Source organism: Veillonella intestinalis (assembly GCF_943192895.1).
Lineage (GTDB): Bacteria > Bacillota > Negativicutes > Veillonellales > Veillonellaceae > Veillonella_A > Veillonella_A intestinalis.
This window is the reverse complement of sequence record NZ_CALPCB010000004.1, coordinates 1-25,233: the sequence shown is the minus strand read 5'-3', so window position 1 is coordinate 25,233 and position 25,233 is coordinate 1. Positions and strand designations below refer to the sequence as shown.

The window sequence follows — 25,233 nt, the reverse complement described above, 5'->3', positions numbered from 1 at the left end:
TCACTCCATTTCAAAGTCTTGTAATGCTTCTACTTCAATCTTAATTTCTTCGTTGGCACGACCAGCTACAACACGCAATACTTCGCGCGCTGTGTCTAAGGATGTCAAGCAAGGAGTGCCCATTTCAACAGCTAAGCGACGAAGCTGGAATCCTTCACGTTCAGGTCGTTTGCCATAGGTTAAGGTATTCAACATTAAGTCTACTTTCCCTTGGCGGATTAAATCAGCACAGTTATCGGCCCCTTCGTGAATTTTATTAACAATCACGCAAGGAATGCCATGTTCTTCAAAGTATTTACCTGTACCACCAGTAGCTTGAATATGATAGCCTAAGTCGATGAACCCTTTAGCCAAGCGTGCTGCTTCTTCTTTATCACGGTCCGCTACGGTCATAAGGATATGGCCTTTTTCAGGAATGCGCATGTTAGCGCCATGAATAGCTTTAAACAACGCTTCTGAGTACGTGCGACCAATCCCCATAACTTCACCAGTAGACTTCATTTCAGGCCCTAAAGCAATTTCTACAAGACCCATTTTGGAGAAGGAGAACACTGGCGCTTTTACCGCTACATAGTCTTTTGCTGGTACTAAACCAGTTTGTAAGCCCATGGATTTAATAGTCTCCCCAAGAGCAATGCGCGTTGCATATTCAATCATATTAATGCCCGTAACTTTACTAATGAATGGTACAGTACGGCTGGAACGAGGGTTAACTTCGATAACATTAAGTTCCCCATTAGCTACGATATACTGAATATTTACAATCCCTTTTACATTAAGACCACGAGCAATGCGCTGTGTATAATCGACGATTTGATCAGTAATTTCTTGTGATAAATGCTGCGCTGGATATACCGCAATGGAATCACCAGAGTGAACCCCAGCTCGTTCGATTTGTTCCATAATACCAGGAATACATACATCTTCACCGTCAGCGATGGCATCGACTTCAACTTCCATACCTACCATATAACGGTCAATCAATACAGGATGGTCTTTAGACGCTACTACAGCTTCTTTCATATACACATCAAGTTCTTGGTCATTGTACACAATTTCCATAGCACGACCACCTAATACATAGGATGGACGTACGATAAGTGGATAGGATAAACGACCAGCTGCTTGCAACGCTTCTTCATGGCTTGTTACTAAAGCACCTACTGGACGTGGAATACCAAGTTCAGCTAAGAGTTCATCAAAGCGTTCGCGGTCTTCGGCCATGTCGATACTATCTACAGAAGTGCCAAGAATTTTTACCCCTCGTTCGGCTAATGGCCCCGCCAAATTAATAGCTGTTTGACCACCGAACTGAGCAATAACACCGATAGGATTTTCTTTGCGGATAACTTCCATAACATCTTCTACTGTTAATGGTTCAAAATACAAGCTATCCGATGTATCAAAGTCGGTACTTACTGTTTCAGGGTTATTATTAATAATAATGGATTGTTTACCAGATTTACGAAGAGCCCAAGAGGAATGAACGGAACAGTAGTCAAATTCTACCCCTTGACCAATACGGATTGGACCGGAACCAAGGACGATAACACTATTATCACCACGTGGTATTACTTCATCTTCCGTAGCATAGGCACTGTAATAATATGGCGTATGGGCTTCAAACTCAGCCGCACAAGTATCTACATATTTATAGGTTGGGAACATATTAAGTTCTTGACGTTTCGCTAATACATCATCAGCACTTACCTTAGCATAGCGAGCAATTACTTTATCTGGCATGCTATATCGTTTAGCCGTGCGAAGAGTATCTTCTGTAATGCCTTCACTAGCTAATTTCTTTTCAAGCGTTACGATATTCTTAATCTTGTTAATAAAGAACATATCAATCTTAGTGATGTAGTGAATTTTTTCTACACTAATACCAGCACGAAGCGCCTGCGCTACCACGTAAATACGTTCATCATCGACTAAGCGTAAACGTTCAATCAATTGCTCTGGCGTTTCATGGGCAATTTTCTTAAGTTCAATATGATCTAAGCCAATTTCTAAGGAACGAATTGCTTTTAATAAAGACCCTTCCAAAGTACGATCAATGGCCATAACTTCCCCAGTGGCTTTCATCTGCGTACCCAAAGTACGATCCGCTAAGTTAAATTTTTCAAATGGCCAACGTGGGAACTTCGTTACCACATAGTCAAGAGATGGTTCGAAGCAAGCTTTCGTTTCACCAGTAACGGCATTTGTAATGCTATCTAACGTCATACCTAAGGCTACTTTCGCTGCCACTTTAGCAATTGGATACCCCGTTGCTTTGGACGCTAACGCGGAAGAACGAGATACTCGAGGATTAACTTCGATTACATAGTATTGATTGCTATATGGGTCTAAGGCGTACTGTACATTACAGCCCCCTTCAATTTCCAAGTAGCGAATAATATCTACCGATGCCGTACGTAGCATTTGGTATTGAATATCGTTCAATGTCTGGCTTGGTGCTACTACAATGGAGTCCCCTGTATGAACACCTACAGGGTCAATATTTTCCATGTTACATACGATAATACAGTTATCCGCACTATCACGCATAACTTCGTATTCTACTTCTTTCCAACCTGCTACTGACCGTTCTACCAAAATCTGATGGATAGGACTTAGCTTAATACCACGAAGAGCAATCATGTACATTTCTTCTTCGTTAGTAGCAATACCGCCACCAGTACCGCCTAAGGTGTAAGCAGGGCGAATAATGATTGGATAGCCAATGCGATTTGCAAAAGCCACCGCTTCATCTACGTCACTGAAAATATCACTTTCTGGCACTGGTTGATTAATGCGTTCCATCGCTTCTTTGAAAAGCTCACGGTCTTCCGCTTGTTTAATAGCCGCTAAGGTTGTACCCAATAATTTTACATCATATTTTTCAAGAATGCCTGCTTCCGAAAGTTCTACAGCCATGTTAAGGCCTACCTGACCACCAAGGGTAGCCAATAAACCATAAGGACGTTCTTTGCGAATGACTTCCGTAACAAATTCTAGGCTAATTGGCTCAATATAAACGCGGTCCGCAATATCACGATCCGTCATAATCGTAGCTGGGTTGGAGTTTACCAACACAACTTCATAGCCTTCTTCGCGAAGGGAACGGCAAGCCTGGGTGCCTGCATAGTCAAATTCCGCTGCCTGGCCGATAATAATCGGGCCCGATCCGATAACGAGTATTTTTTTCTTGTCCATTGTCATTGGTCAGCCCTTTCTATTTCTGTGCTTTCATTAATGCTTTAAATTGGTCAAATAAGTATAAATTGTCAGTTGGTCCTGGTGATGCTTCTGGATGATATTGAACGGACATAATTGGCAAGCTATTATGTTTCATCCCTTCTACGGTATTATCATTCACACTGCGATGTGTAATCGTTACATCTGCATTAGCTAAGCTATTTTCATCAACTGCATAACCATGGTTCTGCGAAGTAATATACACACGACCTGTCGCTAAATCTTTTACTGGATGATTGGAGCCACGATGGCCAAAACGCAATTTATAGGTAGAGCCTCCATAGGCCAAGGCCAATACTTGATGACCCATGCAAATACCAAAGATTGGCTTCTTATCAAGTAATTTTTTAACTTCCGCTACAGCAAACTGTAATTCTTGTGGATCCCCAGGGCCATTAGATAAGAAAATACCATCTGGATTTTCTGCAAGCACAGTTTCTGCTTTTGTATCAGCTGGGAAGATAGTTAAACGACAACCACAAGCTTCTAAAGATTTCAAAATACTTTCTTTAACACCGAAGTCATAAACAGCTACGTGGAACTCAGCATTTTCATTGCCACGATAGCCCTGCCATTTGGTGGTAACTTGCATAACTTGGTCTGTTGGCAAATTTTGCTGTAACAAGGCGTCAATTCGTTCTTGTGGTGTATCAGCTGGGCAAATAACCCCTTTCATAACACCATGATTACGAATATTACGAGTAATAGCCCGCGTATCTACATCATATAAACAAGGAATACCATAAGCACGCAAATATTCTTCAAATAGCCCTTCATTTTGCCAATTACTTGGGAATGTACAAAGCTCACCTACAATCATGCCACGGCAATATGGTTTTGGTGCTTGCGCAATATCACGATACACCCCATAGTTACCAACAAGTGGGTAGGTTAAGGTAATAATCTGATCTGCATAGGACGGATCAGTTAAAATTTCTTGATAGCCGGTCATACCGGTATTAAATACAACTTCACCGAGAATAGGTGCTCCACCAAGGAGTTTGCCTTCATACACGGAACCATCTTGTAATACTAATTTACCTTTCACTGGGTCACAACTCCCTCTTTCATTACAATTTCGCCATCCACTACAGTTAATTTAGCCTTGCCCGTTAAGGTCATACCATCAAACGGACTTGTCTTACCTTTAGTATAGAATAGATTACGGTCTACCGTCCACTCTTCATCCGTGCTAAATACAGTAATATCTGCAGTTTTACCAACTTCTAAAACACCTGCGTCTACGCCCATAATTTCAGCGGGACGAACACTCATAAGATTTACAATTTCATCAAGGCTTAAAATACCTGTTTTATAGGTATGCGTTAATACGGCTGCCAAAGAAGTTTCAAGACCACTAAAACCATTCGGTGCACAGCAGAATTCTACGTCTTTTTCTTCTTCCGCATGCGGTGCATGGTCTGTAATAATGGCATCAATGGTACCATCTTTTACACCTGCTAACAGCGCTTGGCGATGTTCCTCCGAACGAATCGGCGGTGCCATTTTAAAAGCGGGATTATATTCACGCAAATATTCATCAGTAAAGGATAAATGCTGTGCTGTCACTTCACAAGTAACCTTAATGCCTTTAGCTTTCGCTGCACGAATTTGATCCACTGTATCTTTACTACTTACATGCGCAATATGAATGTGCCCACCTGTCATTTCAGCCAACAGTAAATCACGTGCTACAGCCATATCTTCTGCAACTGCAGGGCGACCTTTAACACCCATTTCATACGCCACAAAGCCTTCGTGCATATGGCCTTCATGGGTCAACGTTACTTCTTCTGCATGGTCAATAACGGGCTTGTTAAACATGCTGGAGTATTCCAAAGCACGGCGCATAAACGCTGCACTTTCTACATAATGTCCATCATCGGAGAAGCCTACTACACCAGCTTCGGCCATATCGCCCATTTCCGCTAATTCTTTACCTTCTAAGCCCTTGCTCACAGCACCAATAAATTCAACCTTTACGATACCGGTAAGTTCTGCTTGTTTTTGCAAGCCACGAACTAAAGGTGCATTATCTACAACAGGCTTCGTGTTAGCCATGGTAGCAATGCGGGTAAAACCACCAGCTGCAGCTGCTTGAGTACCACTATAAAAATCTTCTTTCGCTTCCTGACCTGGTTCACGCAAGTGTGTATGCATATCAATAAGACCAGGCGTTACGATAAGGCCTGTTGCATCATATATATCGGCGCCATCGGCACTTAAGTTCTGACCAATGGCTGCAATCTTGCCATCTTTCACCAAAATATCGGCTACTTCATGTTGTTGTTTCTTTGGATTTACTACGGTACCACCTTTAATCAGCAAGTTCACTGCCGTCACCTCCTACAATCGTCAAGTACAATACAGCCATACGAATAGCCACACCATTACGAACCTGTTCTTGAATGGCTGACTCATCACTGTATGCCACATCGTGAGCAATTTCAAGACCACGATTCATAGGACCTGGATGCATAACCATTACATCGTCCTTGGCTAAGGACAATACATTTTTATTAATACCAAAAATGCGTGCATATTCACGATTGGTTGGATATAGGGCTGAATTAATGCGTTCTAATTGAATGCGAAGGACATTAACAACATCGGCATCTTTTACCGCTTCACGCACATCATGGTGAATGGTAACGCCCATCTTAGCCATTTCAGGATATAACAACGTACGAGGACCCACTAAATGCACATCAGCACCCATTTTAGTAAAGCCATACACATCACTACGTGCTACTCGGCTATGCATAATATCGCCAGCAATAACGATTTTTAAACCTTCTAATGAACCTTTACGCTCAATGATGGAGTACATATCAAGCAAGGCTTGCGTTGGATGCTCATGCGCGCCATCCCCTGCATTGATAATAATAGGATCTACTACTTTAGTTGCATATAAAGGCGACCCTTCAGCGCTATGACGCATTACAATAGCATCGGTTCCCATATAAGATACTGTTAATAATGTATCGCGGAAGCTTTCCCCTTTAGCCATGGAGCTACCGCTTTTTGTAATATTAATAACATCGGCCCCTAAATATTTCCCAGCTAATTCAAAGGAACTACGAGTACGTGTACTATTTTCCATAAATAAGTTAATAATGGATTTACCTTTCAAAAGCGAATGTTTTTTATCGTCAGACAATACGATTTTTTTCATCTTCTTGGCTACACGCAATATAAGTTCAATTTCTTCCTTTGTGGCATGCTGCAATCCTAGCAAATGCTTGCCTTTTAAACTTACTTCTCCCATTGTCAGCCTCCTTAACTGAGATACCTGATTGTATAAACAAAAAAGACCTTTTGCCTGTGGCAAAAGGTCTATAGCAGACATAGTGATACACCCCTAGCAAGAGTGCCTACCATAATCCTTTACTAGCCTCACAGGACTAACTTAAAAGGTATATTGTGGGAAACGAACGGTCTCTCGTACCATTCTTCTGTTTCTTCTTTATATATTTTACCTGTCTACCGTTAGCCTGTCAAGGTTCGTATTATGAATATTATCCTTCATTTTTGCATCTAAGTTATGGTGTAATTAAAATTTCATTTCAGCCCCTACGCGCCATAAACGACCATACATATTGAGGTCTGCTACTTGTTTATCCAATATGTTATTTACTGCAACAAATGCTGAAAAATCAGGATTAAAGCGACGTGTTACAGAGGCATTCAAGGTATTAAAGGAATATAAATTATATCCAGTCCCACTACGGCCACTACTTGGCGAATATGCATAATCATGAGTAAAGGTATTCCAAAGCATAGCACTATAGCCAGTGGATTTATTATCATCATATACAAGTTGCACTGTTGTCACTGATTTAGGTCGATTTAAGAGTCGTGTATTCGCTGTTTTATCTTGTGCATCAATATAATTATAACTACCCTTCAAGGTTAATCGGTCGCTCAATTTATGGCCAACACTCAATTCTATCCCATTAATTTGTGCTTTATTTACATTCACATATTCGGCATGAATGATGCGGGTCTGTGGATCAATCCATTGATTATAGTTAATTAAATTACTTACCTTATTGTTATAGTACGTCACTTTACCAAAGGTATTGCCATGCTCCCCTTCTAAGGAAATATCAAAATTTCGAGACTTTTCAGGTTCTAAATTTGGATTCCCGACTACATTCACCATGATTGGCCCTGGGCTATGCCACATATTCATATATAATTCTGAGACCGTAGGCGCTTTAAAGGCTCGTCCATAGTTTGCTTTTAATCGAAGATTATCTGCCAAACTATAATTTAAACCTAAATGAGGCGATACATTAGAACCAAATGAACTATGATGTTCATAACGCAATGAAGGCTGCAAGCTTAACTTATCAGTCACTTGCCAAGTATCTTCAATAAAACCTGCATACGAGTTAATTGTATGGGCTTCTTGATTTTTTACCCCATTACTATCTGCTTGGCCACCTAAACGTGTCCCTGCATAATATACTTTACGATACTCACCACCAAAGGTTAGCGTATGTTTATCATTTACATACATAGTATTCTGCGCATCCGTTACCCAAGTATAATATTTAGCTTGATCATAGTCAGATTTAGGATACATCTTTTCCATCATCTGTTGTGCAATAGGGCTGAAACGACCAAGAAAGGAAAAGTCTACATTATTTTTCATATCATACTCTTTTTTAAGCTGATTATAATACGTGCGCACCATATATTCATTCTTCTCTGTTTTACCTGTATAGGTCACACCCAAACCATAACCAGAGTTATCATAATGTTCTACTTTATCTTTTTGCTGGTCATATTTCATACCCCGATTGAGACCTTGCACATCAGCTAATTCTGTACGCAAATGCTCTTTAAAATAATTGGCATCCAAACGAAGTTTATTCTGGTTGGCATTTTCAAAATCATAAGTAGCGCTTACATCGAAATTTTGGCGATTACCAAACATATAACGATTATATCCTTCACTGCCTACTTTAGTAGCCGATGCTGCGGTTTCAGTAAAAATATTAATAGGTCGTACTTTAGTAAACTGTGCCCCCGCCGTTACATTCCAGCGCCCCATTTTACCCGTATCATACCGATAGTAATTATTCACTTGTCGAGTCCCCGTATTAACGCCTACTGTTACGCCTTCCTTATCAGGCACTTTGGTAATAATGTTAATAACTCCACCAATAGCATCTGACCCATATAACGAACTGGTAGCGCCCCGCACAATTTCAATTCGTTCTACTGTATCAAGGCTCATACGACCTAAAGTATATACATTAGCTGTGCTATCTGTATCTTCACCAGCAATGCGCTTGCCATCAACTAATATAAGACTATGTTTAGTATCCATCCCTCGAATCATCACTTGATTTCCCGTCATAGCCGACTCAGCCAAACTAATATTATCTGCTAATTGCAAAGCTGACACTAAATCAGTGGCCCCCATGCGCTTCATATCTTCAGCCGTAATTACTTCAACAGCTTGGGGTGCCGCTTTAATAGTTTCAGCTTTTTTCGAAGCCGTTACTACCACTTGTTCAGTCATTAGATTCGTTTCACTAGCCCCTTCTACAGAGGTCATCATAACCGGTGCCACTAATACCGTTAACACCATAGCTCGTAACATAATTTGCTTACGTTTCACACAATTCATAATTCATCGCTCCTCACACACGCTACAATTTATTACACCTAATTCTGTAAGACCTAATATGTAATAGCTATTACATATTGCATTCTTTTAACCAATACCTAATGGTTTATTGTATAAAAAATACCTCTATAAAACAGCTAGACCTAGTTAAGCCACACTATAACTTATCTTGGCCCTTGCCATTCATAGAGGATTTAATATAACAACTTCAACTTTGAAGCGATGATTTATAAACTTGTAAATACTAGCACTATATAATTTGCAATTAACCTAGTTTGGCTAATACATCCTTAGCAAAAGCAACTGCATTAGCTAAATCAGTTTCATCTGGATGTGAAGCCCCTTGACGATGGCGTTCATCACGTTCAGCACTACGCCCATGCGGATGACCTTCTGGGAACATTTTATACATCATTTCAATCACTTTAGGATCTACTTTACCTTGACACATAAACGTCCCCACCGGCGTCTGTCCTTTTGGTAATAAACCAATAGCCGCTGTCATAGTTTCTTTAGCATGAGGCATCATTGGTGGCACTCCAAGGGTAGCAAACAATGCCACTTTATCAGCATCTAATCGTTTTAAAACTGTCTGTGCTGCTTTATCTGCATTTCCCTGATCAGCCCAAAAACCCATAAAGACTACATCATATGTCGCTAAATCAGCGGGTGCCTCATTAACAGGTACACAAGCTGTACCAGCTGGCAAGACACTAAGAATCGCTTCCGCTACTTGTTTCGTATTGCCCGTGCGGGACGAGTAAATTACAATACTGTTCATGGAATTCTCCTTTATAAAATACTTAACGGCTTTCATAAGGCACACAAATCGTATGCACTTCGCCATCAATAGATAACGTAGTAAACATCATTTTTACTTCGTATAAATCACTTAGAATAGGCTCTGTGAAAATTTCTGTTGCTGGACCATCAGCTACAATCTGACCGCCCTTTACAGCAATGAGGCGATGACTAAAACGAGCCGCATGATTTAAGTCATGAAGAACCATAATAACTGTAATGCCCCTTGTTTCATGAAGCTTAACGACTAACTTCATCAATTCTAGTTGATAACGTACATCTAAAAAGGTAGTCGGTTCATCGAGGAGCAAAATATCAGGCTCCTGCGCCACAGCCATAGCAAGCCAAGCTCGTTGCCGCTCGCCACCAGATAAATCTTTAAGTAAGCGATGCTGAAACTCCATCAAGCCAGTTTCTTCTAACGCCGTTTGTACCGCTGTCACATCAGCTGGTGTTAATGAACTAAAAGGATTCTGATACGGTAAGCGGCCACAGAGTACTAAGTCACGCACAGTCATATCCGGCGGTGCCTGTGCTGACTGCGGTAACATTGAAATAATGCAGGCCACTGCTTTAGAATTCATCTGTTGAATATCTTTACCGTCTAAATAAACGGTGCCACTTAAAGGTTCCAGTAAACGCCCCAAAGTTTTCAAAACAGTAGACTTTCCAGAACCATTAGGGCCAATAATCGATACAATTTCTGGCTTGTCAAAACGCAAGGATACGCTATCCCCAACGGCTCTTGTGTGATAACCAATACGACCATTATCCAGTTCTAAAATTCTTGTCATCCGCGGCTCCTCCGTTTCAATAAATATAAGAAAAACGGTGCCCCTAAGAAAGATAAGAAAATGCCCACAGGAATTTCAGTAGGGCTAAAAATTGTACGCGCAAAGGTATCGGCCCCAACCAGTAGAGCTGCACCAAATACAGCTGATGCAGGTAATAAATACTCAAAATCCGAGCCTACTACTAGCCGCATCAAATGTGGCACAATTAAACCTACAAAACCAAGCAAACCAGCTACACTAACAGAAGAAGCGGCTAGAATAGCAGCTAAAATAATGAGTACAATTCGAGTACGTTTCAAATTAATCCCTAAAGACAAGGCTACTTCTTCCCCCATTTGTAACGCATTTAACTTGCGATAATTCCACAAAGCGCCCAATAGACCAATAAGGCTATAAGGTAAAACAATCCACACATAAGACCATCGCGCTCCGGCAAACCCACCAGCTAACCAGTTAACAACCCCTTGAATTCGATCAGGGAACATAACGGATAAAGCCGTAGTACCACCACCAAAGAAAGCCGCTACCGCTACGCCAGCAAGAATTAACCGCAATGGATTAATGCCACGGTCCCAAGCTAATAAAAATACAATAGCCAAGGCCACTAAAGCCCCTAGAAAAGCAGCTAATGGCACCCAAGCAGTCAAAGCCGGCGATAAAATCATTACCGCCATAGCCGCTACCCCAGCACCAGCCGTGACACCTATAATACCAGGATCAGCCAAAGGATTGTGAAGCACACCTTGTAAAATACAGCCGGCCAAGGCTAAATTCATCCCCACTAAGGCAGCACAAATAACCCGTGGTAACCGTAAATAATACAGAATTCGTTCCGTATCACCGGCCCCTTGCCCTTGCGCTACACTTGCCATCTCTTGCCAAGAAATTGGGACAGCCCCATATAAAAAGCCCGTCACGACAACAAATAGTAAACAAATACCAGTCCCTAAATAGGTCAACTGTCGTCGCCGTTGGCGTATATCTATACCACCCTTAAGGGTTGTCATGAGCTGCCTCCTCTCCATATAAATCCTCATACATAATCGTCAATGCCTCACTAATACGTGTACCTGGATTCGCTGCAAATAAACCACCTGACAGATAGTAAATACGCTGCGATTTAACAGCACTTACCTCGACCCAAGCCGAACTGGCGAGCATATCTCGCTTAAACACAGACACACTATCTGATTTAGGCGTCATACTAATGAAAAATATAACCTCTGGATCCATCTTAATGACATATTCCATACTAAGTGGTACATAATCACCTTCTAAAGAACTATCAAAATCAGCAATATTATGCCCCCCTAGAAGATTCAATACATTACCACTAAATGCTTTGCTCGTAGCCATACTAAAACTACCAGGTGTGCCAAATATAATCAGTGCTCGTGGCCCTTTTTTAGTCCTAGCAGCGCCTACTAATTTATTATAATTAGCCATAGCGGCTTTAGCTGTTGCATCGGCAACAGTCGGTTTACCTGTTAATTCACCAAAAAAGTTCAGCGTAGCTACTACATCTTCATAGGAATTCAAATCATTAATATACAAAGGAATCTCTGCCTGTGATAGCATGCCACGCAAGTTCGTATTAAAAGGAACATTAAGGCCAATGACCAAATCGGGCTGTAAACCAATAATCGCCTCCACATTAGGACTGTGAATAGTTCCTACTGAAGGTACATCTTTAGTTACCTCTAGTAGTTCCTTAGTATAGTAGGATGACTTTGGCTTGCCTACAGCCTTACCACCAACAGCATAATACATATCTAAATTGGCCGTATTTAAAAATACTACTCGCTTTGGATGTTCCGGTATCGTTACAGTGGTACCCGTTGCATCCACCACCTCTCTAGTTGGTGCTTGTAAAGCAGCTGACGTACCTAGCGTAATCCAAGCTGATAAAGCCACTACACAACAAATCGCCAATAGTACAGGCACAAATAAATATCGTTTCAACCTATCACCTCTCTTTATGCTTATTTTGAGCGGCAATTTTTTCCTGAAGCATGGTTTCTTCGCCCGTCAAAATATACTGCGCTAATTCAATCGTCGTCTGAGTTAAATTCACATGCCAGAATTCACCAGCCATAGTCAATTTATACATCACCCCATTATGTTCACAAAGACCTCGTTCACACCATAAATCATAAAGCCATGCCAAAGCTCCTAATCGTTCATCATAGGCAATTAATGGTCGTATATCAAAATAACAATGTTCTAACTGATCAATAATAATATTAACCATTTCTTGAAGCGGTGACTGTTGCATTAGCACCATAAACGGTTTTTGCCCAGCCTCTACCATTTGTTCATAAGCCCCTAAAGAGCGGTGTAACATCGTCATATAGCCACCTATATTGCCACCAGCACCACAACCAAAGGGAAACATGGGATAACCACGTTTAGCCATCGTATTATACAAACTCCGTTCCCGTGGCGTACGGCTCCAATGACAGGCACTAAGACGACTGTAATTATAGGTATCTACAAAAGCTCTGGCTTGCGCATACATAGCCGCTTGTTCTTTAGTCGTCGCTGCTGGCGATAAATTCCCATTTTTAATGGCTGTATTTAAGTCACTATTTTCAAATACATTAAGTTGATACAAATCCATACCATCAATATGAGCCATTTCCAACGTCTGTAAATCTTCTTGCCATTTTTCAGGAGTCTGATCAGGCAAGCCATAAATCAAATCAACTACTACGGAACACTGATTTCGCTCTTTCAATTGGCGTAAGCCCTCCAAAATAGTAGCCTCATCATCAAGGCGCCCCAGCTGGCGCCGAATCTTCGTATGAAACGACTGCACACCTAAAGACATGCGATTTACACCATTAGCAAACCACGCTTCCATCTTGTCTGGAATTACATCATTAACACGCCCTTCCAAGGTTAATTCATAGTCATTTGCCAAAGGTAAGCATCGTTTAATCGTTTGCAATAAACGTGTTGCATTGTGAGCTGATAAAGACGTAGGGGTACCGCCGCCAATAAAGATAGACTGAATAAGGCCTTCTTGTAAACGTCGTTGCGTAGCATCACTTTCCATATCTTGAATCAGTAAATCAATATATTGATCCTCTGCAGATTGATTCGCTGCATTTTGAAAAAAGCCACAGTATAAACATTTCGTCTGGCAAAAGGGGATATGAATATAGGCTGATTGCCACTGCCCGGCTTGCGGTGATTCAGCCATCACTTGTTGCCATTTAGCTTGTGCCTCCGTAGGATTTAAAGGACGTCCATTCAAGCCTGCATGAACAACTCGTTTCGCATCAAATGCCTCCATCAAAGGATTATTTGTTTCACGTCCAAGCTTCATAATTCGATTTTCTGGGGACATTCTGGCAAATAATTCTTCTGGTTTCATCATAATTTAGTTATCCTTTCATTTATTAGTGGCTCCAATGGAAAACTTCTTAATTCCCGCACTGCGAACCATATCCATAATGGCTACTACTTGTCCGTGAGCAGCCCGTGCATCAGCTTGTAGCACCACAGCTAACGCAGGGTTATCTTGCCCCTTTTCAGTCAATATTCCTTTGGCCTCATCAAAACTGAGCGATTTTCCATCAATCACAATATGGCCTGCTGTATCCAAGGTAATAATAACAGGCACCTGCTTTTGTTGCACCGCCGCTTGTGCTTTAGGTAATTGCACATCTAAGGATTTTTGCGCCACTGTTTGGAGGCTATTCATCATAAAAAAGACTAATAGAAAAAAGATAATATCAATCATGGGAATAATCATAAATACTGGCTTACGTTTCATACCAAATTCTTTAAACATCGTTTATTTCCACTCCTTCTTCATAGCATTTACTAGCGTTAAGCAAAGCTCTTCTGAACGAACTACAAACTGATCTAAACGATGTGTAAAATAGGTATAAATAGCAAAAGCAATAATAGCTACACATAGGCCACTAGCAGTAGCAATTAAAGCTTCCCCAATGCCTCCAGTAATGGCCGCTGCCCCACCACCATTATCAAGGACCCCAAAGGTACCAATCATCCCTGTAACCGTGCCCAACAAACCTAATAAAGGCGCTACAGTAACGATAGCACTTAAAAATTCTAAGTACTGTTTAAAGGATGACATTTCAAAAGTCATTTGCTCCATAAAGGCACCTTTCATTGCTTGTTCTGATTCTCGATTACTACAACCTGCATGAATGACCCGACTAATAGCCAATGGATACTGTTGACAAAGTTCATCAACGGAACGCCAATCAGCTTGTTTAGCACTATGGTACACACCATGAGAAAAAATTCGACCACCTTTAGTATTGAGCCGAAAAAAATACCATCGCTCTATGCTGATAGTCACTGTAATTAACGAGAGAATTAAAAGGGGGTACATAACTAAACCACCCGTGACGAACAAGTCAATAATATAAGTTACACCTTCCATTATAATAGCCTCCTCAAATACTGACTAGAGTATATTGCTATACTACTAGTGCAAGATTACTTGCTCCGATATAAATGATAACAAATCTCGATTTCAATAAACTACCCCAAAACGCCAACATAGCTCCATTAGGACATTTTGTTTTTTAGCCGATACTCGCGAGGATTGCATCCCATAATCTGTTTAAAAGCCCCTGAAAACTTGCTCCCATTTTCATACCCCCAGCGATTAGCAATCGTCAAAATTGTATCGTTTGACTCTACCAAATCTTTGGCGGCGGATCGCATGCGACAACGTTTTACATATTGATACATCGTAATGCCATACACACCTTTAAAACAACGTTTAAGGGCAGTCATAGAAATGCGATGCCGTTCTGATAAGGCTTCTATGGTATGGTGATTTCCTAAATCAGCCAGTAATTCATCATGAATATGCTTAATTGTTTCCACTTGTCCCCGTTCAAAATAAACACGCTCATCCCCTCTTATACTTGGCAAAGTACTCAACAACACAAAAATTTCCACGCATTTCAATCGTAAGTATACATCAGGCAAAATTGTGGGTACTTTATATAAATCTAAAAAAAGTTCTCGTAAACGACCAGTATCTTTAACTAAGGCAAAGCCCTGTCCCATGCAAAATCGATTACAAATTTCTGCTAGATTAATGCTATTTTGCCCTACAAATTCATCTATGGCAACCTGCGCTTTAGACACATACACCGCTAAAGACAAGCCTTTATAAAAACCAGTTGGAAAATAAGATGAATGTCTAAAGGCATCACAATTTTTCCAACCTAACGAAATATCGCCACCATTCATATATAAGCATTTACCATTGGCAAAGGAACATTCAATACGGCCATCCTCACAAAAATGAATTTCAAATAAACCATTTAAAGGCTTTGCATTATGATGTATCTGTTCCATAACTACATCATTATATACAATATCAATGCCATCAAATATAGTCTGACTAACCATGCGAGCATACCCATTGCCCTCTTTACGTTCATATATTTTTTGATTCAACGATACATCTAGTAATTGTGTACCAGAATCTTGCATGCGATCACGAATGGATTCCATAGATTGCATATATCCTCCTAATTTACCTTACTTAAAAACAAAAAACCTTCCTGTATGGCTACTATACTTGTTTCGTGATTTCGTCACTTCACAAATATATCTGCACTTACAGAAAGGTTTATATTATATTTACTATATTCATATTCTTTTTTCATTATCTAGTGAATATAAATCACCAAATACTTCAATTTTACTAACAATTTTACTAACAAGTTTCCAAAAGGATCGTAATGTATTAATCAGCTAGCCGAAAACTTACAGGCACAGTAATGGTAATACTATCACCAGTAGGATTATGATACGGCGTTGCATTACGCACTGCTTTAAGAGCGGCTTCAGCCAATAAACGATTGCTCGATGACACCACAGTAGCATCGACTAACTGCCCCTCCCCATCTAATGTCACCTGTACCGTCACATCACCTTCAATATTGCGCTGAATTGCCATAGCAGGATACGATTTATTAGCATTAACCTCACTCCAAAAACCATCTGTATCAAACGGTTCACCAGGAGCTACCCCAGTCTCATCACCAGACCCAATACCATCTCCCTCACCGGATCCTAAACCATCACCAATGAGACCACCTTCGGTATTATAACCATCCCCTAAGCCATTAAAAGCAGTTTGTTCTCCTTCACGGGCCCCTGGAATTGGCATAGTTCCAGCACCGGTAGCCACAACTGCGGCTGGTGCAACTGAAGTAGGATTCACTGATGGGGTACCACCGCCACTGCCACCAGCATTTTGATGGGTATACTGCGATACTACAGCTACTCGATTTGCTACCTCTGCCGCTGCTAATGGTTTTGGAAATTCAACAGTCTTACTTGCCTCTTGTTCAGTTTGTACCGGAATAGACAAATCTATTTCATAGGCCTCCTCTACGGCTAATTGGCTCATATGCCAGCCTATAACACCCAGTGCTAACGCCGCCACAATATGACAACTAATGGAGCCTACAACAGCTTTTTTCCATGTTAAAACGTGTTCCATTATTACCACCTTTTTATTTCAGCTTGTAAAAATATTCTTATTCCATTTTTCTACAAGGTTTATTGAGAGTTTTCCTCAATAAACTAATAATAACAAGGAACATGTTTACACTTCTGCTCCAAAAGGACAATTAATTTTGTGGTACTAATAAAAATTGAATAGGTAAATTAGATGCCCCAGCAGGAATAAACTGAATATGCAATAATTTTCCTGCTTTATAAGAACCAAAGTATTGTGTATCCGTAGTCGTGCCATTGCCTAAGAATAAACGGGCTCCACTTGGTACATCATAAACTTCGGAATGCCCATCATAAGTAACCTTAAACGAACCCGCATAGGCGCCCCCCAAAGGATTAATATATAGAGCAAATTCACGACTGCCTGTTGTAGGAATTGTCAACTCATATGTAACGCCATAATTACCACGATTAGTAACAGGTTGATCACTTAATTCATCTAAACCGGCTACAAAAGGATCTTCCCGATTATTCGCTACCATAATAGACGCTGGCCCAACTGAACTATCATAAGGTTGCATAATTGTTAAACGTCGTTGTGCCCCTACATAGGTACCTCGCAAGGCTACCTCATCCATTGGTAACATATCTGCTAATACAGAACCACCTAAGGACGGTGTATTAATAGGTAGCATTAATACCTTTACTAATACAGGCCCACTAGTAGTAAAGTCCAATATGCCAGAAAATAAATCGTCTGTCTTTATAGGTAGTGTGTCTAATTTAGTAAATACCGCCTTTTTGCCCCCTGGTGCTAAAGCAAAGGAATCAATTACAGTCGGCTTTAATTTAGTAACTATCTTTTCACGATGTAACCACTCTTTACGCCATTCATCAGCTTCTTTTAAGCGAGTCTTCTGCTGCACTTTTTCTTCTTTAGATAGCTCTTTACCCTTTATAGCTGTTTTTTGTGACTCCTTATAAGTATCACTATACCAAGCCGGTATTATGCTCCCTTGTTCATCTTGTTCAACAGTAGTATTTATCCCTGCCGCTACTGTAGAACGCTCCATTTGCGCTGCAGGTTGCCAGTTGCGACTGGGTGATACATACTCTGCATCAAGTTCCTCACGGGATAATTCGCTACCCACAATAAAATATTCACGATTTGGTTTTGTCACAACTTCTCGATGAATATCTACATCAACCATCGTATCACTTTTATTTTCCATAACAATGGCTATTTTCTGTGGCTCTGTCATTTCATTAACATGATAAAAGTACACACGCCCTGTGCCATTTACTGTGCCACCAGCTAATACACCATTTTTATTTACATATTCAGGACTATCTGAAAAAATAAGCGTATCCTTTTCTTCTGTTAACACCACTGGTAGCGCCGTAAATGAAGTGGTCGTTACATCCACCGTTGCTGGTGGCGCCCCTATAACAGTGCTAACACCTCGAGTCCACAAAGCAACTAATAAAGCTAACCAACGATATTTATTACGCAATAATTTCAAATCAAACCTCCTATAAACAAAAACTACTACCCCTTTAGTATAACATACATCTTCTTGTAACCTAAAAAGGACCTCTATTATAATACAACTTCCCATTGAATTCCATGAAATTCCATAAAATTCACTGCCTATGCAATATCAAATATATAGCTTGCTATCCTACATAAATATATCTTACTATCATACAAAAATATATCTTGCTATCATACAAAAAAGTCCCTATGAAAGGGCAGCATTTTATATGCCATTTCATAGAGACCAATATCATTTTTATTTAAATGATTCTTTAATTTTAGAATATGTTTCATTAAATTCTTTTTTTAATACATTATCCAATAACTCTTTTAATATTGGAATATCACTTTTAAAAGTCTTCCAAATAGATTTATAGTCAACACGTCCATAATCATGCGAAATAAACAACACCATCTTTTATCAATTCATCTTGAAGCATAAAATCTTCTTCAGATTTAAATCTATTTGTTAAAAATTCTAACCTTTCAATATAATATATTAACTGAATAATATTAATTTTATCTTTATTCATATTATTCTCCTAAAATACAAATCTTATCTTTATTGATTTGCTTAGAAAAATAGTCATTTTGCAGAGAGTTTATCGACACTAAATCAACAGATTTATTCAAAGCCTCTGCTAACTTATATTTTAGTTCTGAAAGTTCAAATGTTGATTTCGTAATAGCTCCATAATCAATCAATAAATCTATATCGCTTGAATCAGTTGCTTCCCCTCTAGCATGAGATCCAAAAATATAAGCAGACGAAATATTGGCGTCTCTTAAAATAGGCACTACTTTCCTTTTTATAGTATCTAAATTATGAACCATAGTATCGCCTCCTTACTTCTTCAATTTCATTATACACCACTAAGAAATATATAACTATGCTAAAATTTAACTACATAAACTCTTCTAAGCCCATTGGCTCATAGGCTAAAGCCATTTTTTCTAATTTTCTAAAACGATGACCTATGCCCGATTTTGAAATTTTACCATCGAGGAGTTCCATTAACTCTTGCAAACTAGAGTCCGGATTATCCAATCTCAATTGAGCTACTTCTAATAGTTTTGGTGGCAAATCTCGTAAAGGCTGGTGCCGTTCAATAATTCGAATACTTTCCAATTGACGAACCGCTGCATTTACTGTTTTCTGGAGATTCGCTGTTTCACAGTTTACCTGTCGATTAATCTGATTACGCACATTTTTAACGACCCGCACAGTCTCAAAAGACATCAACGCAGATTGAGCCCCCATAATTTGCAAACAATCTGTAACCGCATCCCCTTCTTTAACATAGACTACATAGGAATCCTTACGTTCCGTAACTCGGGCTACAATATGAAACAAACGCAATACTTTTACAATTTCATAAGCAAAGTGTTCATTCCCTGTCATAAACTCCAAATGATAGTCACTTTCAGGTTTATTAACAGAACCACCACCTAAAAAAGCTCCCCGTAAAAAAGCACGTCGTGCTTCCATCGTAGTCAACCACGCATCGGGTAAATCTGTATCCATTGGCCATAATGCTAAATCTTCTAAGGCTCTACGTCCCTCTTCTGTGGGCTCTACAGTCAAAGTATATACATTTTTCTTACGTAGATTAAGTCCTCGACGGATAAGTACAGATGTATGCAACGCATAATGTGCTCGTAATATGGATAATACACGACGAGCTACTGCATTATTCGCCGTCGCCAAACGAATCCCTACACGCCCTTGACTACCTAGCAATAAGGAGCCTCCCATACGTAACAAACAAGATGCTTCTACTTTAGCCGATAATGTATCTTCATTTTTATACTGACACAATTCATTTTTTACATCTTCTGCAAATGACATAGGCCCCCCTCTCTCATAAGCTAATGACTAAAATAACTAGGCATAGTAATTATATCTAACTATGCCTAATTCTAATTTAATCATATAATTAGCGATCTTCTCGTTTTAAATAATACTCTAAAATATGTGGCTCTAGCCCCGATTGCATAGCATAAATTACATCCATTACAACTTTACCAAGTCGATCTGAATCATGAACCGCCGTTTCAGGATGTTGAATTAAGCTAGCACGCACTGTACGTACGCCAAGTTCAGCTAACTTATCTGTATCAACTTGTACAGGCTCAGCACCAACAACTTTATACTTAGCAATGACCGCTTCATCAAAAGGAACATCATTGACAATAACCGTATCAATAAGACCATCACCAGCTAAGCGTTGCACCGCTGCTACATGATCACTAGCAGTAAAACCATCAGTTTCACCGGGTTGCGTCATAACATTACAAATGTAAAATTTAGGCGCTTTAGCTGCTTTTATATGCTCGGCAATCTTATTAATTAATAGATTAGGCATAATACTGGTATACAAACTACCTGGCCCTAATACAATAGCATCCGCTTCATCAATGGCTTGAAGAGCTGTTCCCTGTGGCTGTGGCTCTGCTGGCTCTGTGAAAAGTCGTTTAATCTTTTTCTTAGCTTTTGGAATCTGACTTTCCCCAGCCACAATAGTGCCGTCTTCCATTTCTGCCATAAGCGCAATATTTTGTGTGGAAGCAGGAATAACACGACCACGAACCTTGAGAATTTTGCTAGATGCTTCGAGCGCCTTATCCACATCTTCATCAAGAATTTGCGTAAGCGCTGTTAAAAATAAATTCCCAAAACTGTGACCCGCTAAATCACCGCCACCACCAAAACGGTAGCGAAATAACTGTTCCATAAGACCTTCTTTTTCAGCTAATGCCACTAAACAGTTACGCAAATCACCAGGGGCAATCATTTTAAAATCTTCACGCAAACGCCCTGATGAACCACCATCATCAGCTACTGTGACAATAGCAGTTAAATTCGATGTATGCGTCTTTAAGCCACGCAACAAGGTAGATAAGCCAGTACCGCCACCAATAACAACCACTTTAGGGCCTTTAGCCATGCGTATATTCTGGAAAATATAATCACCCACTTTATCCGTATCTGCCGGAATAATAGCTCTAACTACAGCACTACCAACTCGTCGCGTACCAATAATCATAAAGACGATACCTAGTAATATGGTCACAAAACCTACTGTAGCTAACGTGGTGTAATTATAGGAACCAGTAGTTTCATAAATAAATTGTAAAAATAAATCTTCAAAATAGGATAACCATTCATAATTGAGCATTAAGGCTACCCCTACTATAACGAGGAGCATACCAAGGCCAAACATAACTAACCAACGTTTTAATTTTAGGCCCGGCGTCAACCATCGGAATCCAGACATATGTATCATTTCACATCTCCTATATTTCAGCCGCCGTTACTTCTCGTGGATTACAATCTTCTTCTACATTATTCTTAAACATATCCCGATGCTCTATTGTTGCTCGATATCCTAAGGTTTGCACATGATTGTACAGTGCTTCGGCCATAGCTACACTTCGATGCATACCACCTGTACAGCCTATGGCAACAACAAATTGACTCTTGCCTTCCTTTTCATAATTAGGCAATAAAAAGTCCATAGTTGAAAACATAGTGCTTAAAAACTGCTCCGTTACATCAAAGGAATGAATGTATTGATTAACCGCTGGCACACGACCTGTCTTATGACGAAAATCAGGGTTATAATATGGGTTTGGTAAAAAACGTACATCCCATACCATATCAGCATCCAACGGAATGCCATATTTAAAGCCAAAACTTACGACTGATACTGCAATACCTTGCTCTTTTTCATCCAACTGTGAAAACTTCTTTTTCAAGTAAGCTTTTAATTGGCTAGTTTTCATATTGGTTGTATCAATAATGTAATCAACACGAGGACGAATGGAGTCAAGAATTTTCCGCTCCTCTTTTAAGCCTACCGTAATACGCCCTTCTGGTGCTAATGGATGACTGCGACGACTTTCCTTATAACGACGAATTAAAGTTTCATCCGTTGCATCCATAAATACGATTTCATACGGAACTTGCATTTCTTTTAAGGAATTTAAAGCATCTGATAAGCTTTCAAAAAATTGGCCGCCTCGAATATCTACCACCAAAGCAACTCGATTAATGCGGTCTCCCGCTTGACGACATAAATTACTGAATTTAGGAATTAACACGGGTGGCAAATTGTCAACACAAAAAAATCCCATATCTTCAAGGGCCTGCATAACTTGCGTCTTACCAGCACCCGACATTCCTGTTACAATGAGCAAACGAAATTTCCCTTCCACAATATAACTCCTTTCTATCATATACCTCTTATCTCTCTATTATTTATAACATCTTCTCTTCATTTTAAAATATTCTCTTCAATCCAATGCGCTACGCCGTCGTCTTCATTAGATGGGCAAATACTCTGCGCAACAGCTTTCACATTAGGTTCTGCATTGGCTACAGCTACAGCTGTTCCCGCATAGGTAAGCATGGAAATATCATTCTGTGAATTACCAAAAGCAACTACTTCTTCTGCTGTAAAGCCCAAATCCTTTACCATCGTTGCTAACGTGCTCCCCTTGGTACAATTACTACTGTTGACCTCTAAGAAATTCACCTTACTACGCACGATTTCTAATATATCACCATACTTAGCTTGCAAAATATTAATAATTCCCTCTAACTTAGCTGGATCTTCCAAGAACAACAATTTATTCGGACCTGTTACTTCCGTATATAGAGCATCGCCTACATAAACAGCTTTAGCACCTACTGTCTTTTCATAAAACTGAGACTGTTCGGTTTCATGATGTACCAACAAGTCATCATTTTCATAGGATTGAACATACCAATCATTAACTCGTGCCAATTCTAAAATTTCTTTAGCAATCGGCACAGGAATTGTTTGTTCCCATAGCTTTTCACCGGATTCAATGCGCTGCACAAGGCCTCCTGAAAAAAGAATCATCGGCAAATCACCTAAACCTAGGGCAAGGCCTACTGGTCGCGCCGTCTGATACATACGACCTGTAGCAATGACTATTTGAATGCCCTTCGCTTGTGCTCGTTGTAAAATTTTACGCGTATATTCTGAAATCGTATTATCATCACGAACTAAAGTATCGTCCAAATCAATGGCCAGTAATTTTATAGAATGTTTCATTATACTCCTCATCGTCTATTAGTTTAACTGTATTCATAAATAACTGTCTAACGTTCTAACATATAATATTTAATTTAAAGGCTTATATTTAAGTATATCATATTTAGCAGGCTTATTCGACTAACTGAATTAAGATAAGCACAATGCTATAATGATATTTTCTATCTCAAGATTTTAAATACGGTGTTAAAGAAAGGAGTCTATCAATACAATCTATTTTGTTTTTTTATCAATAATGATTGGTATTGAACTATACTATGATTATGAAACGTGTTGCTCTCTATATTCGCGTATCTCACGAAGAACAAGCTATGAAAGGCTATTCCTTACAGGCCCAAGAAAATCGGTTGCGCCAATATGCCCTAGAACATAACTATCAAATTGTCGATTATTATCGCGATGAAGGCATTACAGCCCGTAGCTGTCCAGGTCGGCGCAAAGAATTCGCCCGCATGCTGAAAGATGTAAAAGCTAATCGTATCGACTGCATCCTTTTTATTAAGTTGGACCGCTGGTTCCGCAATGTATCCGACTACTATACCTATCAAGCAATTTTAGATCAACATGAGGTGACTTGGGAAACTACGGAAGAAGAATATAATACAAATACTGCGCAAGGTCGTTTATACCTAAACATTAAGCTTTCCATTGCTCAAAACGAATCAGATACAACATCAGAACGTATTCACTTTGTCTTCGCAGATAAAATAAAGCGCCGCGAAGCGATTTCTGGAAAGCTACCACTTGGCTATAGCATAATCAACAAGCAGATTGTGCCTAATGAACAAGCTCCTATTATTCGAGATCTTTTCCAATATTATTTAAAAACTCATTCCATTCGTAAAACCATGCTCCATTTAGCGAGTGTCCATCATATTCACCGCTCTTACCCAGCGGTTTCCAAACTATTACATAACGAAAAGTATCTCGGTACATTTTATGGTATCAAAAACTATGCACAAGAAATTATAGATACAAAGACCTTCGAAGCGGTACAACAAGCACGAAAAATGGCTACGACCCGCTCCCCCAAAAAGCTCTCCCATTACTCACCTTACTCATCTAGCCCTATATCTACAGCTCAATCTGTTACTCCTTCCAACTATCTTTTTAAAGGACTCCTTCGTTGCCCTCAATGCTTTCATCGCTTAGTCGGCTTAACTCGCCATTATAAAGATACACAATATATTTACTATCACTGTCCTCAAAGTCATCATAAATCATCAAAATGCCCCAATCAAACGCTATATAAAGAATCCTTTATTGAAGCTAAACTATTAACCATTTTACCAACTATATTACCCAAAACCTCTACACCCCTATCACTACCAATACTACATCCATCACCATCTGCAAATCTGCCATTGCATTTTTATTGGTATTGCCATCAGCAATACCCCACTTGGAATCGTCATAGCCAGTATCAATATTGGCACTGGTGGCTAGACGAAGTCACTTTACCAATTACTCTTCATATTTTACAGGACCATATTAAATTAAAACATTATGCAACCTAATTTTTCCTACTATTGTATCCTAAGGGGTAATTACAATGAAAAAACGTTTTGCAGCCGTATTTGCAGCAACAGCTGTACTTGGCGTAACAACTGCATTCGCAGCTAACCCATTCTCCGATGTAACTCCTAACGATTGGGCATACCAGAGCGT

23 protein-coding genes are annotated in these 25,233 nt (G+C 39.7%); 1 reads left to right on the top strand and 22 read right to left on the bottom strand.

Features of this window, described 5'->3' with window-relative positions; all coding sequences use genetic code 11:
• From carB to NFR27_RS03930, 22 genes are all read right to left on the bottom strand, one after another.
• Positions 1-3,204, bottom strand: coding sequence for a carbamoyl-phosphate synthase large subunit (gene carB, locus NFR27_RS04030; protein WP_251454356.1), 3,204 nt, complete (start codon positions 3,202-3,204; stop codon positions 1-3).
• A gap of 13 nt (positions 3,205-3,217) precedes the next feature.
• Positions 3,218-4,288: a glutamine-hydrolyzing carbamoyl-phosphate synthase small subunit gene (gene carA / locus NFR27_RS04025; protein WP_251454353.1), complete on the bottom strand. Its 1,071-nt coding sequence runs from the start codon at positions 4,286-4,288 to the stop codon at positions 3,218-3,220.
• The gene (locus tag NFR27_RS04020; protein ID WP_251454350.1) at positions 4,285-5,574 is read right to left on the bottom strand and encodes a dihydroorotase; all 1,290 of its coding nucleotides are present in this window, start codon (positions 5,572-5,574) and stop codon (positions 4,285-4,287) included. Before NFR27_RS04020 ends, carA begins: the two co-directional genes overlap by 4 nt.
• Complete coding sequence (locus NFR27_RS04015) at positions 5,558-6,508, bottom strand: aspartate carbamoyltransferase catalytic subunit (RefSeq protein ID WP_251454347.1); 951 nt, start codon at positions 6,506-6,508, stop codon at positions 5,558-5,560. The genes NFR27_RS04020 and NFR27_RS04015 overlap by 17 nt, the downstream gene beginning before the upstream one ends.
• Before the next feature lie 285 nt (positions 6,509-6,793).
• Positions 6,794-8,884, bottom strand: coding sequence for a TonB-dependent receptor plug domain-containing protein (locus tag NFR27_RS04010; RefSeq protein WP_251454344.1), 2,091 nt, complete (start codon positions 8,882-8,884; stop codon positions 6,794-6,796).
• Between the two features lie 265 nt (positions 8,885-9,149).
• Entirely contained in the window at positions 9,150-9,665 is a 516-nt protein-coding gene (locus tag NFR27_RS04005) for a flavodoxin family protein (RefSeq protein WP_251454341.1), read from the bottom strand.
• A 22-nt stretch (positions 9,666-9,687) separates the two neighbouring features.
• Positions 9,688-10,479: an ABC transporter ATP-binding protein gene (locus tag NFR27_RS04000; protein WP_251454338.1), complete on the bottom strand. Its 792-nt coding sequence runs from the start codon at positions 10,477-10,479 to the stop codon at positions 9,688-9,690.
• Positions 10,476-11,486 carry a FecCD family ABC transporter permease gene (locus NFR27_RS03995; RefSeq protein WP_251454335.1) on the bottom strand — a complete coding sequence of 337 codons (1,011 nt, stop codon included), beginning with the start codon at positions 11,484-11,486 and terminating at the stop codon, positions 10,476-10,478. Before NFR27_RS03995 ends, NFR27_RS04000 begins: the two co-directional genes overlap by 4 nt.
• Complete coding sequence (locus tag NFR27_RS03990; protein ID WP_251454332.1) at positions 11,473-12,441, bottom strand: ABC transporter substrate-binding protein; 969 nt, start codon at positions 12,439-12,441, stop codon at positions 11,473-11,475. Before NFR27_RS03990 ends, NFR27_RS03995 begins: the two co-directional genes overlap by 14 nt.
• 4 nt (positions 12,442-12,445) lie before the next feature.
• The gene (gene hutW, locus NFR27_RS03985; RefSeq protein ID WP_251454329.1) at positions 12,446-13,861 is read right to left on the bottom strand and encodes a heme anaerobic degradation radical SAM methyltransferase ChuW/HutW; all 1,416 of its coding nucleotides are present in this window, start codon (positions 13,859-13,861) and stop codon (positions 12,446-12,448) included.
• Positions 13,862-13,876: 15 nt separating this feature from the next.
• Entirely contained in the window at positions 13,877-14,278 is a 402-nt protein-coding gene (locus NFR27_RS03980) for an ExbD/TolR family protein (RefSeq protein WP_251441148.1), read from the bottom strand.
• Positions 14,279-14,281: 3 nt separating this feature from the next.
• Positions 14,282-14,899: a MotA/TolQ/ExbB proton channel family protein gene (locus NFR27_RS03975; RefSeq protein WP_251441150.1), complete on the bottom strand. Its 618-nt coding sequence runs from the start codon at positions 14,897-14,899 to the stop codon at positions 14,282-14,284.
• A 128-nt stretch (positions 14,900-15,027) separates the two neighbouring features.
• On the bottom strand, positions 15,028-15,999 hold the full coding sequence (locus NFR27_RS03970; RefSeq protein ID WP_251441152.1) for a helix-turn-helix transcriptional regulator: 972 nt from the start codon (positions 15,997-15,999) through the stop codon (positions 15,028-15,030).
• Positions 16,000-16,225: 226 nt separating this feature from the next.
• Complete coding sequence (locus NFR27_RS03965) at positions 16,226-16,987, bottom strand: energy transducer TonB (protein WP_251441153.1); 762 nt, start codon at positions 16,985-16,987, stop codon at positions 16,226-16,228.
• Between the two features lie 130 nt (positions 16,988-17,117).
• Entirely contained in the window at positions 17,118-18,467 is a 1,350-nt protein-coding gene (locus tag NFR27_RS03960) for a hypothetical protein (protein ID WP_251441156.1), read from the bottom strand.
• Positions 18,468-18,737: 270 nt separating this feature from the next.
• The gene (locus NFR27_RS10150) at positions 18,738-18,896 is read right to left on the bottom strand and encodes a HepT-like ribonuclease domain-containing protein (RefSeq protein ID WP_479266833.1); all 159 of its coding nucleotides are present in this window, start codon (positions 18,894-18,896) and stop codon (positions 18,738-18,740) included.
• A complete protein-coding gene (locus NFR27_RS03955; RefSeq protein WP_251441157.1) occupies positions 18,874-19,014 on the bottom strand; it encodes a hypothetical protein in 141 nt (46 codons plus the stop codon). Before NFR27_RS03955 ends, NFR27_RS10150 begins: the two co-directional genes overlap by 23 nt.
• Before the next feature lies 1 nt (position 19,015).
• Positions 19,016-19,315, bottom strand: a complete 300-nt coding sequence (locus NFR27_RS03950; RefSeq protein ID WP_251441159.1) for a nucleotidyltransferase family protein — start codon at positions 19,313-19,315, stop codon at positions 19,016-19,018.
• 70 nt (positions 19,316-19,385) lie between these two features.
• Positions 19,386-20,330, bottom strand: a complete 945-nt coding sequence (gene whiA, locus NFR27_RS03945; RefSeq protein WP_251441162.1) for a DNA-binding protein WhiA — start codon at positions 20,328-20,330, stop codon at positions 19,386-19,388.
• Positions 20,331-20,418: 88 nt separating this feature from the next.
• Complete coding sequence (locus NFR27_RS03940) at positions 20,419-21,768, bottom strand: gluconeogenesis factor YvcK family protein (RefSeq protein ID WP_251454326.1); 1,350 nt, start codon at positions 21,766-21,768, stop codon at positions 20,419-20,421.
• Between the two features lie 10 nt (positions 21,769-21,778).
• Positions 21,779-22,699 (bottom strand): RNase adapter RapZ, encoded by a 921-nt coding sequence (rapZ, locus tag NFR27_RS03935; RefSeq protein WP_277612525.1) that lies wholly within the window; start codon positions 22,697-22,699, stop codon positions 21,779-21,781.
• Between the two features lie 59 nt (positions 22,700-22,758).
• Positions 22,759-23,565, bottom strand: a complete 807-nt coding sequence (locus NFR27_RS03930; RefSeq protein ID WP_251441168.1) for a Cof-type HAD-IIB family hydrolase — start codon at positions 23,563-23,565, stop codon at positions 22,759-22,761.
• A 263-nt stretch (positions 23,566-23,828) separates the two neighbouring features.
• On the opposite strand from NFR27_RS03930, the gene NFR27_RS03925 reads away from it, so the two are divergent.
• Complete coding sequence (locus NFR27_RS03925; protein ID WP_251441170.1) at positions 23,829-25,082, top strand: recombinase family protein; 1,254 nt, start codon at positions 23,829-23,831, stop codon at positions 25,080-25,082.
• Positions 25,083-25,233: the final 151 nt, after the last annotated feature.